The sequence below is a fragment of the Bacillus sp. SB49 genome, assembly GCF_000469135.2.
Taxonomy (GTDB): domain Bacteria; phylum Bacillota; class Bacilli; order Bacillales; family Halobacillaceae; genus Halobacillus.
In genome coordinates, this window is sequence record NZ_CP048117.1 from 2160373 (window position 1) to 2176695 (window position 16323).

General features: G+C 48.5%; 20 protein-coding genes and 1 riboswitch. Of the genes, 1 reads left to right on the forward strand and 19 read right to left on the reverse strand.

The window, feature by feature from the left end; all coding sequences use genetic code 11:
- Positions 1 to 14 precede the first annotated feature (14 nt).
- The 4 genes from M662_RS11360 to M662_RS11375 form a co-directional block, all read right to left on the reverse strand.
- Positions 15 to 383: a rhodanese-like domain-containing protein gene (locus M662_RS11360; protein ID WP_008639304.1), complete on the reverse strand. Its 369-nt coding sequence runs from the start codon at positions 381 to 383 to the stop codon at positions 15 to 17.
- A 143-nt stretch (positions 384 to 526) separates the two neighbouring features.
- Complete coding sequence (locus tag M662_RS11365; protein ID WP_008639303.1) at positions 527 to 730, reverse strand: hypothetical protein; 204 nt, start codon at positions 728 to 730, stop codon at positions 527 to 529.
- 98 nt (positions 731 to 828) lie between these two features.
- Positions 829 to 2967 carry a type IA DNA topoisomerase gene (locus M662_RS11370; RefSeq protein ID WP_008639302.1) on the reverse strand — a complete coding sequence of 713 codons (2139 nt, stop codon included), beginning with the start codon at positions 2965 to 2967 and terminating at the stop codon, positions 829 to 831.
- A 108-nt stretch (positions 2968 to 3075) separates the two neighbouring features.
- On the reverse strand, positions 3076 to 3699 hold the full coding sequence (locus M662_RS11375; protein WP_008639300.1) for a putative glycolipid-binding domain-containing protein: 624 nt from the start codon (positions 3697 to 3699) through the stop codon (positions 3076 to 3078).
- A gap of 263 nt (positions 3700 to 3962) precedes the next feature.
- Here M662_RS11375 and M662_RS11380 point away from each other — a divergent pair, with 263 nt between their 5' ends.
- The gene (locus M662_RS11380) at positions 3963 to 5084 is read left to right on the forward strand and encodes a DUF2515 family protein (RefSeq protein ID WP_026577244.1); all 1122 of its coding nucleotides are present in this window, start codon (positions 3963 to 3965) and stop codon (positions 5082 to 5084) included.
- Positions 5085 to 5104: 20 nt separating this feature from the next.
- Here the strand turns inward: M662_RS11380 and M662_RS11385 are convergent, their stop codons facing one another.
- From M662_RS11385 to M662_RS11450, 15 genes are all read right to left on the reverse strand, one after another.
- Positions 5105 to 5497: a VOC family protein gene (locus M662_RS11385; RefSeq protein WP_008639298.1), complete on the reverse strand. Its 393-nt coding sequence runs from the start codon at positions 5495 to 5497 to the stop codon at positions 5105 to 5107.
- Positions 5498 to 5543: 46 nt separating this feature from the next.
- Positions 5544 to 6323, reverse strand: a complete 780-nt coding sequence (locus M662_RS11390) for a class I SAM-dependent methyltransferase (protein ID WP_035387979.1) — start codon at positions 6321 to 6323, stop codon at positions 5544 to 5546.
- On the reverse strand, positions 6280 to 6777 hold the full coding sequence (locus M662_RS11395) for a hypothetical protein (protein WP_008639294.1): 498 nt from the start codon (positions 6775 to 6777) through the stop codon (positions 6280 to 6282). The genes M662_RS11390 and M662_RS11395 overlap by 44 nt, the downstream gene beginning before the upstream one ends.
- A gap of 121 nt (positions 6778 to 6898) precedes the next feature.
- A complete protein-coding gene (locus M662_RS11400; protein WP_026577243.1) occupies positions 6899 to 8191 on the reverse strand; it encodes an NCS2 family permease in 1293 nt (430 codons plus the stop codon).
- Positions 8192 to 8263: 72 nt separating this feature from the next.
- Positions 8264 to 8364: riboswitch (purine riboswitch) on the reverse strand.
- Between the two features lie 126 nt (positions 8365 to 8490).
- On the reverse strand, positions 8491 to 8715 hold the full coding sequence (locus tag M662_RS11405) for a YqkE family protein (RefSeq protein ID WP_008639291.1): 225 nt from the start codon (positions 8713 to 8715) through the stop codon (positions 8491 to 8493).
- On the reverse strand, positions 8712 to 9041 hold the full coding sequence (locus M662_RS11410) for an iron-sulfur cluster biosynthesis family protein (RefSeq protein ID WP_008639289.1): 330 nt from the start codon (positions 9039 to 9041) through the stop codon (positions 8712 to 8714). Before M662_RS11410 ends, M662_RS11405 begins: the two co-directional genes overlap by 4 nt.
- A gap of 64 nt (positions 9042 to 9105) precedes the next feature.
- Positions 9106 to 10380 (reverse strand): Y-family DNA polymerase, encoded by a 1275-nt coding sequence (locus M662_RS11415; RefSeq protein ID WP_008639287.1) that lies wholly within the window; start codon positions 10378 to 10380, stop codon positions 9106 to 9108.
- A gap of 144 nt (positions 10381 to 10524) precedes the next feature.
- Entirely contained in the window at positions 10525 to 10704 is a 180-nt protein-coding gene (locus M662_RS11420) for a hypothetical protein (protein WP_026577240.1), read from the reverse strand.
- Positions 10697 to 10903: a hypothetical protein gene (locus M662_RS11425; protein ID WP_008639283.1), complete on the reverse strand. Its 207-nt coding sequence runs from the start codon at positions 10901 to 10903 to the stop codon at positions 10697 to 10699. Before M662_RS11425 ends, M662_RS11420 begins: the two co-directional genes overlap by 8 nt.
- A gap of 58 nt (positions 10904 to 10961) precedes the next feature.
- Positions 10962 to 11114: a hypothetical protein gene (locus tag M662_RS19470; RefSeq protein ID WP_008639281.1), complete on the reverse strand. Its 153-nt coding sequence runs from the start codon at positions 11112 to 11114 to the stop codon at positions 10962 to 10964.
- Between the two features lie 27 nt (positions 11115 to 11141).
- Positions 11142 to 12209 (reverse strand): LolA family protein, encoded by a 1068-nt coding sequence (locus M662_RS11430; RefSeq protein ID WP_026577239.1) that lies wholly within the window; start codon positions 12207 to 12209, stop codon positions 11142 to 11144.
- A 2-nt stretch (positions 12210 to 12211) separates the two neighbouring features.
- A complete protein-coding gene (locus M662_RS11435; protein ID WP_008639278.1) occupies positions 12212 to 13681 on the reverse strand; it encodes a sensor histidine kinase in 1470 nt (489 codons plus the stop codon).
- Entirely contained in the window at positions 13678 to 14382 is a 705-nt protein-coding gene (locus M662_RS11440; protein WP_008639276.1) for a response regulator transcription factor, read from the reverse strand. The genes M662_RS11435 and M662_RS11440 overlap by 4 nt, the downstream gene beginning before the upstream one ends.
- A 162-nt stretch (positions 14383 to 14544) precedes the next feature.
- Entirely contained in the window at positions 14545 to 15339 is a 795-nt protein-coding gene (locus tag M662_RS11445; protein ID WP_008639274.1) for an SDR family NAD(P)-dependent oxidoreductase, read from the reverse strand.
- A gap of 4 nt (positions 15340 to 15343) precedes the next feature.
- Positions 15344 to 16309, reverse strand: a complete 966-nt coding sequence (locus M662_RS11450) for an MBL fold metallo-hydrolase (protein WP_026577238.1) — start codon at positions 16307 to 16309, stop codon at positions 15344 to 15346.
- Between the last annotated feature and the right edge of the window lie 14 nt (positions 16310 to 16323).

Sequence of the window (16323 nt, forward strand, 5' to 3'; positions counted from 1 at the left end):
TTTTTTTCAGTATTCTACTCTCCTAAACAAGGCTTGGAGAGGCGGTTTGTTTCCTGCGGTACATAGAACCCTTCTACTTTAAACCCTTTCCGTTCCAGGAAACGCACGGCCAGGTTCCTCTCCACCTTATCCGCGCAGATCAACACAACGCGGGTCGACGAAATATTCGGGTAATACCTTCGCAGATACGCAAGCGGGAGAAGCAGCGTGCCGTCGCACGCCTCCTTGGAGGACACTTGGTAATCCCTCGTATCCACGACGATGACTCCCTTTTCAAGTGAGGAAGAGGGGTGCCTGTTGAAATCCTTCAAGCCAAACACAGGTAAATAGCGCTTGGAAAACAGGATTAGGATCAATAATGGAATAATGACAGCTAATATCATACAATCACGCCTTTCCATCCACACACTATATACCCAATAGGGTAATGAAGTCAAAGAATAGACACTCCCATGATCCATCTATTCAAATGAAGTCTGCAAAAGACGAAAAGAGTACCAGCTTTATGCTGGTACTCTTCTTCCATTCATCTGTTCCCGTCTTCGAATTTTTCTTTATAAGCTGCGAGCGCTTGTGATATCGTCTCTACAATAGACGTATCATTATGAAATGCCAGACGTCTGTACTCTTGAAAATCTTCCGGATAAATACGGACAGATTTATATTGCTGCTTTTTCTTCCCCATCGCCTGACTCATTTCATCAGTGGACTTTTCTTCCTTATCCGGCATTTCCTATCCCCATCCTTTGTTACGTATCCCCTGTATCTATCTCTCCCTGAACATTATACATTATTTGTAATAAATGTTAAGTAAATATGGATGAAGGGTTACTTATTGTCTTTCGTTTTATTCTCAAAATCAAATTTTATCTTGTTCTTTTCATCCAGAAGCAGCGCTGCATTAAATTTTTTCTTCCCTTTGAAACCCTTCAGAACTCTCGTCTTCCGTTTCTCGCAGAGCGTTTTAATCATATGCTTTGTAAGCGTCTTTCCGGCGATCCGCTTGGGAAAAGAAAGCTTACATCCCTCTTTGTAGGCGGAGCATCCGTAGAACCGTCCTCGATCCATCACGCCTCCCTGCTTACAGGCTGGACATTGCGCGATGGCTTCCCCCGTTCTTGTTTGAGCAGCTGCGCGTACTTTCACTTTTTCTACTTGACCCGGCGTTTCTTCTATAAGCTTATGAATGAATTGTCCCGTCTGCTTAAGAAATGAGTCACTGGAACCTTGTCCGTTCCCGATTTTCTTCAAATACGTCTCCCACTTCGCCGTCATGGCCGGACTCGACAATAATGTACCGTCGATCGCTTCGCAGAGCATACGGCCTTTCTCTGTAATGCTGACGATGTTCTTCTTCACTTCGATGTACTTCTGTACTTTAATTGTCTCGATGATCCCTGAACGGGTGGCCTCTGTTCCTAGCCCTTCCACCTCTTTCAAAATCTCATGATCCGCTTCATCCTCGATATACTTTCCGCACGTCTTCATCATGTTGATCAGCTGCCCCTCGGTGTACGGCTTCGGCGGCTTCGTCATTCCTTCTTTAATATGTACAACAGCTTCCACGCCTTCATCCGGCTTTACAGGCGGGAGGATGTCCTCGTCGTTTGTTTTCTTCCCAGTCGGAAACAATTCCTTCCAGCCCTTCTGTACTTCTACTCTCCCAACGGAGGTGAACAGCAGTTCCTGAACTTCCGTCTTAATCGTTGTCTCTTCATAAATATAATCCTCATGAAACATGGCGAGTGTCGTCAGGACTACTTCTTTGTATAAGTTTGTCTCATCGCGTGTGAGGCGTTCTATAGCAGACGCAGTCGGCACCTTCTTCGTGGGGACGATAGCATAGTGCTCCTGTACTTTTCCATCATCGACGTACCGCTTCTTTGGATAGGTAGAGGACGGTTGGAACGTCACTCCCATCGACTGCTGATACCCTTCCAGATTATTGCGCAGGTAACTGAACTCACTTTTTGTTATGTGCTGGCTGTCGGTTCTCGGGTAGGAGACCAGCTTCTTCTCATACAGCTTCTGCACGGTCTTCAACACATGGGAAGGGCTGTACTTCCATTTTCGGTTCGCCGTACTCTGCAGGGTCGATAAGGAATGAAGCTTCGGAGATTTAATATGTTTTCGTTTTTTCTCCACCGTCTGCACGCTTCCTGCTGCCCGGGCACCTTCCTCGATGTTATGTTTTATTAACAGCTCCTCCACGACATCTTTCTTATCTGCTTTAACCTCAGCCATCCCTTTATAAGTCCCCTGCCGGGATGTAAAGGTCCCTTCGAGCTGATAAAAGGGGGTAGAAACGAATTGCTCTATCTCCATCTGCCTTTGGTAGATCATATAAACGGTCGGGGACTGCACCCTTCCGATCGAGAGACTTCCGGCAAAACCTTTTTGCTGCATTAAAAGAGAAAACAACCGGCTCGCATTAATGCCGACGATCCAGTCGCTGATCTGCCTTGCCTTGGCTTCCTGGAACATTAACAGATCCCGTTCGTTCGACTGGAGGTTTTGGAATCCTTTCCTGACTTCATCTTTCTCCAGGGAATTGATCCACAAACGCTTAATTGGTTTATGACGTACCCCTGTGAGACGGAGTATACTGTAAAAAATATTCGATCCTTCCCGATCGACGTCCGCAGCATTAATAATCATGTCCGCCGCCTGGAACCAGCTCTTCACCGCCCGGAATTGAGCGCTTTTTCCTGCCTGTACCTTTTCACGGAAATTATCAGGAATGATCGGCAGTTCGTCCAATTTCCACGTTTTCCATTCTTTCTTATAATCGTGGGGTTCCTTTAATTCTGCAAGATGACCAATCCCCCAAGTGATAACAGCCCCTTCCGGAAAAATGGGGTCCGGTTTTATGACAATATGGGTTTTCGTTTTTTCTTTCACTTGAAAGGCGTCTGCATATGCCTTCGCCTGGGAAGGCTTTTCCGCCAATATAACTACCGTGTTCATGAATGTTGTTTCCTCTCCTCTTAGCTGATTGGTCCACTCTGCTTTAAGTATAAAACTTCTTCCTGTATAAAACAAAAACCCCGCGGAACGGGGTAGGGAAAGCACCAGTTAATAAAACGCGTGGAAGGCCATGGTTTCATTTGTGGAAGGAGGCTTCTCCCCGCTCTCTTCCGACTGTGCAGAAGCAGCCAAGGTAAACACCCTTGGATATTCCATGACTACTCCACTTTCATCGACAAAAATCTTTGTTTCATATTCTCTGCATTTATACTGGAAAACCCGTTCTCCGCCGTCAACGCCTAAATACGTGTAGGTCTGGAGTACAGGCGCAGCCTCTTCTTTCCACACGTCGATATATACCATCTTAAACGTCCGCTTCTGCCCGATCTCCCACGACACCCGGTTGATCGGAAACATGTTGGATAAAGGGGTGATGGACAGATCCACATTCGTAGCTCCATCCATATTCTCGTCATAGCACCCATTCACATACCATTTATCTTCCTTCTCCGTCTGGACGACAAACGGCTCCTCCCTGTCCTCCTTATATATTTTCACCTTCTTCGTCTTCCAGTCGGATCCGAGCTTGATCGAATATCTGATTCGTACAGGACGCTCTTCACGGACCAGCAGGACCGTCCCTTCCGCCTGCATGTAATCTTTCTGATGCTTGATCGTCACAAATTCTGCTCCCTGGTCTTCAAAATTAGTCCACAACAGCTTTTGTTCCATCCTATCCCTCCTTCGATTTTTCAGCTTTCATCCAACGCTTCACTTATTCCTTCCCCTGCGAAGAAAACAAAGGAATAAATGGGACATAACCTCCTCTGCCCTTTTCATATCCTTGGATAAACGGATAAGAAAACGCCTGTTCCTTATTCTTTGACATTCGTCATCGAGTGCAAAATAACCTTCCTTTTTTTACATGAAAAGGAAGGTTTCGCGGATACTATATAGTATAAAAAAACGGCAAGGTAAGAGAGGAGACGACAGGCATGCTGGACGGCGGTCGCTGGTTGAAGAAACAATTGAAGCAAACGCTGAAAGCGAAGGGCGTCAGTCACCCCTTATCGATGAAGGATAAAGAGATCATCGAAGCCATCCGGAAAGAGACGGTAACGGCGAACCGGAACAACTGCACCAGAACTGCAGCATATTTCCAATATTATCGAAACAACCCGGAAATGCACTGGTCCCTGCTCGCTCACCTTGTTTCCAGAAATGCAGGGTGGAACATGACGGACCTTAAGGGGGAATATCTCCCTGTATTATTATCAGGAAAAGAACAAGTCGATTTCTTCGTGTTTTTGGAGCGGGGAAACTGGCTTATTTTTCAGGATGCTTATCCGCAATTGCTGTTGTATCAATACAGCAGGCAGATCGGCAGACCTCTCTTCCACCTGCTCGCTCCCCTCGGAATTTCTGCGTTCATGCTTCCTTTTTGGGAGAAGTTCTGGGACGATGGGAACAGTGAAAGAATCACCAAAGCCCTGATCGTTAACGAGCAGATGTATATTGAGGAACGTGTCGTCCAGAATCATCAATATATGCAGACCGTGACGGACAAAGTCATGTTTAAGCTGCAGGACATTCTTGACTTTAATCACATCCTATTCCCTTACGAGACTCCGAACCAGAAGAAAACAAAGCTGATTGGAGGAACGGTTCATCACTTCTCTGCCGTCGATGCGCGTGTCTTCTTCGGCAAGTCTTTATACCATACTCTTTTCTCTGTAAAGTCACGATTGGAGCAGATTACAGCGTGGTCAGAAGCACATGTGCATTCCGGATCACGAAGCGATTACTGGCCGGACTTGTTCAGCCTTGTAAAGGAAACACCACCAGGGAAGGTTCATGAGCTGTTAGAAAGTCCATGCAGAAGAAAGCATAAGGGTCCTAAAATATACAGCCCTCCACTTGAGCAGGCATGGGAAGACTGGACACATCAGGAAGCAGAGCCTGGAGACTGGTTCCGAAATTTAACCACCCTTCGCTGGATGAAAGCGAAAACAAAAGAGTTGGACGAGGACATCGAGTCCAGCTATTGTCGAACGATTGAAGAGGTGGAGATGGCTGTCACTGCCAAAAACACCTTTAAGAGGGAGGAAGAAGCCTGATTTGCTTCCCGCCCCCTCCCTCACTTATACTCTCCACTCCCACTCCATACATCAATCCTGTTACCGTCCAAATCGAAGAAGATAAAATTTCTGCCCGGGTGCCCCCTGTCTTCCAACTCCCCAACCGAAACGCCCGCGGCGATTAAACGGGTTCGAAATTCCTCCAACTCTGTGACCCCATCCACTTCCAGCGTAAGAGACGGACGCACAACTCCTTCCGCGTCAATAAAATCAGACGTCTGCCCCGATGGAGAACGTACAAGAAAGAAGCTCAAATTGGCAAAGTCGAAGATCGCTTTATCTCTATCCACAAAATGACTGCGGATGCCCACCTTCTCTTCATACCACTCCTTCGCTCTCTTCACATCACAAACTGGTAAATAAATGGTTCCCACTCGCATCCTGCCCTTCAAAAAATCACCCTCCTCTTCTATACAACCTTAACGAAGCGCTCGGCACCTAAAGCCTAACATTCACTGCCCTTGTCGCCATCATCGTCTTGATGTAAGAATCGACCAGCCTCCCGTCCCCGAAGTTGTCTTCATACATATCCGTGATTACGAAGCCGGCATCCATCTGTCCCTGGAGCTGGTCCTCCAGCGTATGGCCGAATTCGAGCGCTTCGCCTTCTCGTACTTCTTCCTCCAGCGGAGAATATGGAATCTTATGTACCACTTCCAACTTGCCTGCCGCTTCTTTTTCCTCATCGAACAGATATAGCACTGGATTCATAAACCCGGAGATAAGCACCCCTTTTTCTTTCAGTACGCGGGAGGCTTCCCCCCAAACGGGACGAATGTCAGGAATAAATACATTAGACACGGGATGGATGATCAAATCGAACGTTTCATCACGGAAACAGGACAGATTTGTCATATCCCCTTTCACTGTTTGCAAAGAGAGCGATTCGGCTTTTGCAACTTTACGATCCTGCTCCAGCTGCTTCTCCGACAGATCGAAAACCGTGACGTCTGCTCCTGCGGCTGCAAGTACCGGGCCCTGCTGCCCTCCCCCTGAAGCTAAACAAAGAACCTTCCGCCCCTCCATGGAAGGTGGGAACCAGTTTCTCGGTATTTGCTTATCTGCCGTTACCCCGATCGACCAGACGCCTGCCTTCGCTTCTTCCACAGTAAGAGAGGAAACCGATGCTGTGTAGCGGACTCCTTCCTCAACCTTCTTGTCCCATGCTTTGCTGTTATGTTCTGTTACATGCTCCACGTTCTTCCCCCTCTTCCTCATTTGTATGTAAGAATGACATCGATACACGCTTTCCAGACAATCCGTCAAGCTCTCTAAGCAGCGTTTCCCTATCCTCTTTTTTCATATTCTCTAAATATATTTCTTCTTCTTCTCTGTCTTTTCCTGTTTGTAGCACGAGAATTTCTCCGTCAACCAGCTGCATCCTTGTAATCTCTTCAAAGGGAACAGAGATATTCCTGTCGATCCAATTAGCCCGGATCTTCAAGTGGTCTTTCCCAAGGGAGACATATACCCGTTCCGGCATCTTTCTGTAGTAAATGAATTTAGCGATTCCCAGCACAAAAAGAAATCCACTCGCAAGCATATAGAATGGTTCCACCCTGTCGTGTACGTATAATGAAAAAACTACGGTCAGCATGACGCCACCGATTTCCAAAAAAGACTGGTTCGATTTCTTGATCCAGGTTTCTCTGTTACTGTAAAGAAAACGCATCGCACGCATCCCCCTTTTCTTTTCTATACGGGTGACGGCTGATCATCGTTTCAATTATCCGAATTGTCTCCTAATTTAAATCAAAAAAACCCCCGGAGTTCTACTCCGAGGGCTGTCCCTATTATAAAAATATAAAATAAAGCAGAAACAGAAAAGCGAGAACGTACATAATCGGATGGACTTGTCTCCAATTTCTGTTCGCAATCATAGCAAACGGGTAAAGAATAAACCCGAGCGCAATCCCTGTCGCCACACTGGACGTGAGCGGCATCATAATGATCGTCACGAAGGCAGGGACAAAGATTTCAAATCGATCCCAGTTGATTTCCTTCACTTCTGTCGCCATCAATGCCCCGACAATGATGAGAGCCGGAGCTGTGACTTCCGGCGTGATGACGCCGAGAAGCGGGGAAAAGAATAAAGCAATGAAGAAACAGACGGATATGACGACACTGGTGAAACCGGTCCGTCCACCGACTGCAACGCCTGCTGATGACTCGACGAAGGACGCCGTCGTGGAAGTACCGAAGACCGCTCCCGCAACACCAGAAGTGGAGTCGGCGAGAAGCGCACGACCGGCATTGGGAATTTGGTTATCCTTCATAATTCCCGCCTGGCTCGCCACGGCAATAAGGGCACCAGCGGTATCAAAGAACGCCACGAACAGGAACGTGAAGATGACAGCAAGAATTTCAGGCGTCCAAATATTCCCGAGGTTTTCAAACGCGACACCGAACGTAGGCTCAAGACTGGGCACCTGTCCGACAATTGAATCCGGAACAGCAACCAGTCCCGCAAGCATCCCGACGATACTCGTGATGACGATCCCGTAGAAGATGCCTCCACGCACACCACGGACCATCAGCATGAGCGTAATGATGAACCCGAAGGCAGCAAGGGCTGTTGTAGGTGTTGTGAACTGACCGATCGAAACAATCGTCGATTCCGCCCCGACGATGATGCCGGCGTTCTTCAAACCTATAAATGCGATGAAGAAGCCGATTCCTCCGGCAATAGCATGCTTTAAATCCTTGGGAATAACGTTTATAATTTTCTCACGGATCTTAAAAAGACTCAAAATAACGAAAATGACACTGGCTACGAATACCCCTGTCAATGCGATTTCCCAGTCAATCCCCATTCCGATAACAACAGAAAAAGTAAAGAAAGAGTTCAACCCCATACTCGGAGCGATTCCTACCGGGAAATTCGCCAGCAGTCCGATCAACAGTGAACCTACGATGGCTGACAGGGCAGTCGCCGTAAACAGCGCCCCTTTATCCATACCTGCCTGGCTCAATATGGTCGGATTAACGACCAGAATATAAGCCATGGACAGAAACGTTGTAATTCCAGCCATGGTTTCTTTGCGGTAGTTCGTACCACGGTCCTGGAACTGAAAGAAGTTTCTCATGATGTACCCTCCTATAATGCAACAAAAAAAGCACCGGTCCCAGCACCAGTGCTCATCCATAGGAAAAAGGAATCAACATTCACTCTTCCCTGTAGACAAGCTATTTCCGGTAGCTGGTAGAAACGCTCAGGCCATATTCCTGAACTTATACAAGGTACTTCATGTATCAATTTATAACGAGAATCATAACAACGAAGGGGCTGTGGGTCAATCGTTTCCGTCGAAGTCCGGGAATTCCCGCTTTTCTGACTACGGTTCATCGATCTCCTTCCAATGAAAAAAGCCCCCGGGATGGGGACTCATTTTTTAAATTTCTTCCAATCCATGTCACTCTCGTTGAGCAGCTCTTCAAAGCTTTTGTTCGCTTCTCTTTGTTTCCGTTCAGCGATCCGGCGTTCCTTCTCTTTCGCTTCACGGATCTCCTCCTGCTTTTTCAGCTCGGCCTTTTTAGACTCCAGCTTCGTCCAAACATCGGCACCAAGCTGATCCGCAAGTGTTCCACTCGTTTGTTTCTTCTTGCTCATACCGCAGCTCCTTTGACCGTTTTAATCGGGATGATCGGATTTAGGATACCGTCCGGGCTGGACAGGCGGAACGTTCCCTTGGCAAAATCCAGCTTCATTTCCTGCTTGAAAAAGACAGACTGCTGGTCGTCGATGACGACAGGATACGCTTCATTTTCCACTTCTTTATCCGTATCGTACCGTTTATCATCAAAGCGGATCATAGGAAGCCCGTTCACACCGCAGCCGCAGCCTTCGGTATCATAAAACAGCCGAATAATCGGACGCTCCGTTTCTTCCATCCGCTTCAGTTGTTCCATTGCTTCGTCTGTTATCCTTAATTTCATCTTTCATCCCTCCTGTTCCTCTATTTTAAAAAATCCGGGACGTTCGTGCAATCGTTCTGTTTCTCTATTCTGCATAGTGACCTCCGACAAGCCGGCTCCGATGGCGGGCCGTGCCCGCATCGGTCCATGACACGGCCCGCAGCAGCATATCCTGACCGTACCGCTCCCTTATTTCATCCATTACATACCCAAGATCCCTTTTCCTGTCCCGGGCGTGCTGAAACAAATCAAGCTGGATGTCCGAGTCTTCCGTTATATTCCCAAGAGAAATGGAAATCTTACGTACGACCCCGCCGTTATAATAGCGGCTGAACAAGACGAGACATGCCCGGTAAAGGTCCATCGTAATACTCGTCGGATGCTCGACGGAAACCGACCGGTGGAAACCGGACCCGCCTTCCGTTTTGCTGTAGCCGATACCGAGGGAAATCGTTCGTCCCGCATGCCCTTTCCGCCGGGCGCGACGGGCGACTTCCTCGCACATCTCCAAGATGACGTACTTAACATCCTCGGGCTTATGATAATCCCTCAAGAGAATCTGACTCTTCCCGTAGCTGACCTGCCCCTGGATGATCGGTGCCCCGGGATCGGACAGATCGACACCGTTTGCATGGTAAAAAAATTGATTGCCCATGACCCCGAACGCTTTCTCCAGCTGTTCCAACGGAAACTTCGCCAGCTGGCCGACAGACCAGATCCCCATCCGGTTGAGCCGCCGTTCCAGACGAGGACCGATCCCCCACATCTCGGACAATGGTGCCACCGGCCACAGCTTCTCTCTGAAGTTGTCATACGTCCAACGGGCAACACCCTTTTTCTTCGCTTCCAGATCCAGGCACAGCTTCGCAAGCAGCATGTTCGGACCGATGCCGATCGCTGCATCCAGATGGAACGTTTCCTTCAGCTCATCTATAATCATTTGGGCAGTTTCTTCCGGATTGCTGAATCTCCCTTCTCCGTTCCCCACTTCAAGAAAGCTTTCATCGACGCTGTAGGTGTGGATCTTCTCTTTCGGCACGAATTTATGGAACAAATCCGTCACTTGCGTGGAAATCTCTAAATAGGTTTTCATTTGAGCGGAGACGATGACGATTTCCGGAACGGAGGGAATTTCGAACAGGCGGCTGCCTGTTCGGATGCCGTACTTCTCCTTCATAGCGGGCGTCGCCGCCAGAACGACACTTCCCCTGCGCTCCATATCTGCAACGACCGCGAGCGGACATATCAGCGGGTCGAGTCCCCGCGCGACAGCCGCGCAGCTGGCATAGAAACTCTTCATATCGACACAGAGGATCCCCCGGTCTGGATAACTACCGTAATCGATGTTCGGATTTTTCATACCTGCTCCTCCTTTTCCTCTACATACTATTATGCGAATATATGTTCGCATTTGCAAGTGGCAATTACTGTTAGAGGAAAACTGACAAAAAAGAAAAAGTCCCCTTTCCTGCAGAAGGATAAGGGGGACCTTTATGAGAAACCATTACTTTTCCCGGCTTCTATGTACCTTTTCTGCCCGGGCCACGCTCAAAAACGCTGCGATTTGAGCAAGCACAAGGTAAAAGACAAAATACTCACTGGAAAGGACGGCAGATAAAACAGAAAGAAGACTGAAAAGGGACGCCGCACAAAATCCCGTCTTCTTATCTATCCCTTCAGCCATAGTGACCGATCCACTTAAGCAAAAGCACCCCGACGCATGTGACGACCGCCCCCACTGAAAATACGAGCAGCATCACCCGCTTGCTCCTCGTTTCCCACCAGGCTAACCCGGCGGTGGCGGCGGTGAAGAGCATGCCGAAAAGAAACGAAGCAAATGGACTTGTCGGAATAATCCAATCGTACCAATGAACAACTCCCATCGATTCAACCTCCTGCCATCAATCGTACCGATACTGCTCCTTACAATCATATACCTGCTTAGAGAAGCGAAACCGTGAGGACCGCAGCAGATAAAGTACCTACAGCTGTAAGAATGATGATTTTACGGTGACCCTGCCTGTCCGAAGGTTTGAGCAGCTCTTTTATTGCTGCTGCCCATATCCAGATAGATGCGATAGCAATCATCCCCATATTTACTCTCCATCCTTTCCTCGACCGTCATTCCAACGCCTCGGCAATGGCAAATATTTCTTCCTTTGTCAGCTCCGGATCTTCCACAAGGAGCGAATACCGAAGTCCACCTTCTTCCCAAAGGAGGTTTGTAATGACATCTTCCGTAAAGACGCCCTTCGTCCCTCGGACTTCCACTATTTCTTCCCCGCTGAAACCGGCAGAAAGGTTGTCTTCCGGAGCTTCAAAAGAAGTCAGTGTGAACTGCCCGTATCCATCTTTGCTATAGGATTGATTCACCTCGGTACGCTTTAGCTCTTTGCTGGAGAAACGATCAACAGCTGTTAATTCATAGGCCTCATCCTTGACCTTCAAAACAGGCTGACCGTAGATTTCCTCTGCCTCTTCAAGAGACGTCTCCTCCGTTAAACCGAGATCATCCATCTCTTTCACCTCGACACCCTGAGGAAGGTCCATCGTAAAGGTACGGTCGTCGAAGGAAGGGTCCACATCCAATTCCGTCACCGTATATTCCGTCTTAAGATCCTCACTATGGGCGACCATTTTGATAATGATCCAATGCTTATCGGAAATCCAATACTCCTCGTTCCCGCGGAATCCCCCGTCCTCTTTCGGCACGGCTTTGATATGGTACGTTCCAAATCCGTTCACTTCTTCCTCCCCAATGAGCTCGACGTCATGGGTTTTCCTTGTCTCTTGAAGCATTTGCTGCAGCTGCTCCCGTTGAGACTCCCCGGAAAGCATTTGTTCTGTCCCGGGACTGTCTATGGTGAATGCTTCTCCCTGCTCTTCCGAATAAAACATAGTTGTCTTCCCATCATTCAACGACTGGACAGCACCACCCTCCGTATCTGCGATGACCTTGATCCGATTATTAGCAACATCCGACCACTGTTCCATTGTAGAGCGGTCAATGGTATCGTCTCCTTTTTGGACATCCATCTCCATTTTCATATAATAGCGATCCAACTGATCTTCTTTTTCGACCGCATTTGCTACAATCTGATCCGGCGAGTACGCTCCGCCCGACTCAGCGGAGCAAGCCGATACGAGACACACACCTGCTGTAATGACTCCAATTAACCACTTCCTCACGTTTAACCCTCTCCTTCATGTACTTGATTGAACAACATAGCAATGATCATCCCGCGCCCGGGCACGGACCAAAGCTTCATCTCTCCTTCATGGCTTTCCGCAATCATATGGGCGATGCTTAATCCAAGCCCCGATTGTTTGCCGTCATCCGACGTCCGGGAAGCTTCTCCTTGATAAAATGGCTTGAGTACCGATTCCAGCTGCTGTTCCGCAATCGCCGGCCCTTCATTCTGTACAAGCAAGAGCGCTCGGCCCTTTCTTTCCTGGAACATCTCTTCTGCTGCCTCCGGGAAAACCCACCCGGGCAGCGGCTCCTTTTCGCCAAGGACGGCGGCAAAAATGGTTTTTCCCTCCGGCGTATAGCGCAGGGCATTGCTCATAAGATTATCGAGGTAACGAATCATTTCCCTGGCGCTCATCCGCACCGTTCCTTCGATTCTCTCTTCTTTTAGAAACAGGACTCCTCGGGCACGGGCCATCTCATCGTAGCCCTCAAACAACATATCAAAGAATTCTTCTGCATCCACTTCAGGCCGCTCCATCTCATAGCTGCTGGACTGAAACTTGGCGAATGTCGTCAAATCCTCAATCAGACCTTTCAAGTGATTGGATTTACCTGCGAGGATCTGCAGGTATTCTTTCCTTTCCTGTTCCGTCAACCCTTCTCCCTGCAGAGCCTCCGCATAGGTCTGTAAAGATGTCAGGGGCGTCTTAATATCGTGGGAGAAAGAAGCCATCATGAGCTGCTTTTCTTCCTGCTCCCGGACGGTTTCTCTGTTGGCCGCTTCCACCTGCTCCTGCATGCTTTCGAAATGAGTCATTAACTGGCCGAGCTCATCCTTCTTCTTATCCGGGAAACGCACCGTCGTCTGGTAATCTGCAAAGCGGTCCATACCAGAAATTAAACGCTTTAAGGGAAGGTTCCACTTGCGGTGCAGCATCCAAAGCACCCCGGAGTAAATGAGTAGAAATAAAACCCCGGATAATGCAAGAATACCGATGCGCCTGTTCTTCACACCTTCCACCCATTCCGAACGGTCGATCCGGATGTCATAGATCCCTTTTATCTCCCCGTCAACGAATACCGGCTTTTTTACGGAAAGGGACTGAAAAGATAAGTCATAGTGATAAAGACCCTGCAGCAGCGATTGACGGGGCTCGATCCGTAAATCATTGGATTCAGAATTATAGACCATCAACCCATCCGATCGAAACAGCTTAACGGCTACGTCGGAATCATTCGTCACCGCTTCCCATTCTCGATTAAATTCTTCGCGTGGTCTGCGCTCATACCAGTCCACGGACTGTAATGATGCTTCCAGTTCATGGATACGCTCTGTTAACTCAAACGTATCCGCCACCCTTTTCTCATGGTTCCATTCCTGCACCCAGAGAAAAAAGCCATACGCGCCGGCGAGCGGGAGGATCATGACGAGCAGATAGGTAATCATCAGCCATGTCCTTATTTTCATGAGAGGACTTCCCCGATAAAACGATAGCCGGTTCCCCAGACGGTCTCGATCCATATCGGTTCTTTGACATTTTCCCCGAGCTTATTTCGAAGACTCTTGATATGGACATTGATCGTGTTATTACCATTAAGCTCCACCTCTCCCCAGATGTGTTCGTACAGTTCCGCTTTGGTGAAGGTACGAAGCGGATGTTGAATGAACAACCGGAGCATCGCGAACTCCTTAGCCGTCAGCATAACTTCCTTCCCTGCCACTTTCACCGTCCTCTTCTCCACATCCACTGCAAGCTCACCGGAGTACAAACACTCCCGTGACAGTTCCTGTTCCGGGTTTCTGTAGCGGTCATACCTGCGCAAATGGGACTGGACTCTGGCTGTAAGTTCCATCAGACTGAAGGGTTTGGTAACATAATCATCCGCACCGAGGTCGAGGCCTTTGATTTTCGATTCTTCTTCCTGCCTGGCACTGATGATTACAATCGGCAGATCGCTTTTCAGACGGATGTTTCTGCAAAGGCTGTATCCGTCCATTTCCGGAAGCATCAAATCGACCAGTATCAAATCATACGCCTTATCGTGAAAATCCTCCCATCCCTCCTGTCCAGTCGAAGCCCATGTCACCTCCATCCCCTGCCGTGTGAAATGGTCCTTTACGATTCTCGCAATTTCTTTGTCATCTTCTACCAGTAAAATAGCAGCCATTCTGTTCCCCTTCCTGACACTTTCATTGTAGACACGAATCCGGTACACGCACCCGATTTAATAAATCCTTTATTTTATCCTTCTTCAGCTTCTGAAACGAACGAATGGAATAACAAGAAAAAAGCTCCCGCCCCTCCGCTGCAAACGGAAGAGAGGAAGCCATTATTTCTTCTCAAACTGCTTTTTCATCACTTTCTCGATCGTTCCCGGTGACAGTGCATAGAGTTTGCTTCCTGCATTCATCCAGGCAGGCATATTAATTTCCCGGCATTTGGTAAACAAGTGGTCGACGACGGTTCTAGCGACATGGTTGGGGTCAAGCATCATTTGTTCGACCGCCTTCTGGTAGGTACCCGCCGGATCCGCCTGTTCGAAGAAGTTGGTCTGGACAGGTCCAAGATTGACGGAAGTGACGAACACTCCCTTCGGTTCCACCTCCATGCGCAGCGCATTCGTAAAGCCAAGCACAGCATGCTTTGTCGCTGCGTAGACCGACGATTTCGGTGTCGCCATTTTCCCAGCCTGGGAAGCGATGTTGACGATATGCCCCTCCCCTTTTTGAAGGAAATGAGGCAGCAGCTGATGGGTAGAACGGAACAAGGAAGTCACATTTACCGCAACCATCCGTTCAATATCCTTCCACTTCGCCTGTTCCACCAGATCGAAAACGGCCATCCCTGCATTGTTTACCAGTGCATCGATCGATCCATGGTCATAGCAGATCTGGTCGATGACATCTTTCCACTCGGCATCCATCGATAAATCTGCCGTATACCACGGGCATTCGATAGAGAAAGATTCCTCAATCTTCTCAGCAATGATCCGAAGTTTGTCGGTTGACCGGGCGACAAGAATTGGTACGCCCCCCTGCATGGCCGTATGGATCGCTATGTATTGGCCGATGCCGCTGGAAGCTCCGGTTATCAGCACTTTCTTTCCTTTTACAAGTTCATTCACAAGATCATTCCTCCACTACATATCGTTTTCGTCCTTCTGTTACCTGTGTCTTGACGTCTCCATGATGCTCCAAATAATCGAGCTGGCCAATACTCTCCGACATCGTAAGCCCGAGCTGGGATTCCACATGTTTCGGAAACAGCCGTTCACACACTTCATATGCCGTAAGCGGTACTTCCCTTACCATTTCTTTCACCTTTCGTGCTCGTTTCTCCTGCTTTTCCAGCCTCTCTTTGATCAAAGGGGCGTGACCGTCAAAGATCTTCCCATGCCCCGGGTAAATGGAAGTAATAGGAAGATCAAGCAGTCGCTCCAACGATTCCCTGTACTGCAGAAGTGGACGAGGACGTGGATCCCCGTCACAGAAACCCGGCTCAAGCAGAGGATTGGAGGAAATGTGAGACAAAAGAAGATCGCCGCCGATGAACGCCCCGTCTGCTTCCCGTAAGAAAGAAAGATGACTCTGGGCATGCCCCGGTGTCTCTAATGCCTTCCAATTGTCATGACCAGGAAGCGTATCCCCCTCCTGCAGAGTGCCGGTTAACGTGCCGCGGGCGGACCATTTCAAGGATTTACGCAGCCCTTTAAGCATCGGTAAAAACCTCTCCGGAACGCCGGATTCTATATACATAGCTTTGAAAAACCTCTCATAACGCTGCAAGTAGTCTTCCTCACGCTCCAGCCAAGGCTTAAGTTTAGGGTGTGCTATAATGGAGTCGAGTTTCGGAAAGCGCTCGATGAGCCCCATATGGTCCGGGTGGTGATGGGTGAGGATGACCTGCTCGATATCCTCCGGTGCATATCCCAACTCTTTGAGCCGCTCTTTCAAAACCGTCCAGGCCTCTTCCGTTTTCACACCCGCATCTACGAGTGACAAGCGGTCTCCTTTCAATAAATATATGTGTACATCACCGACCGCATAAGGCGTAGGTAAAGTGATTTGTGAAATGGTATCTTTTAACGTACGCATATCAAACCCCTCCT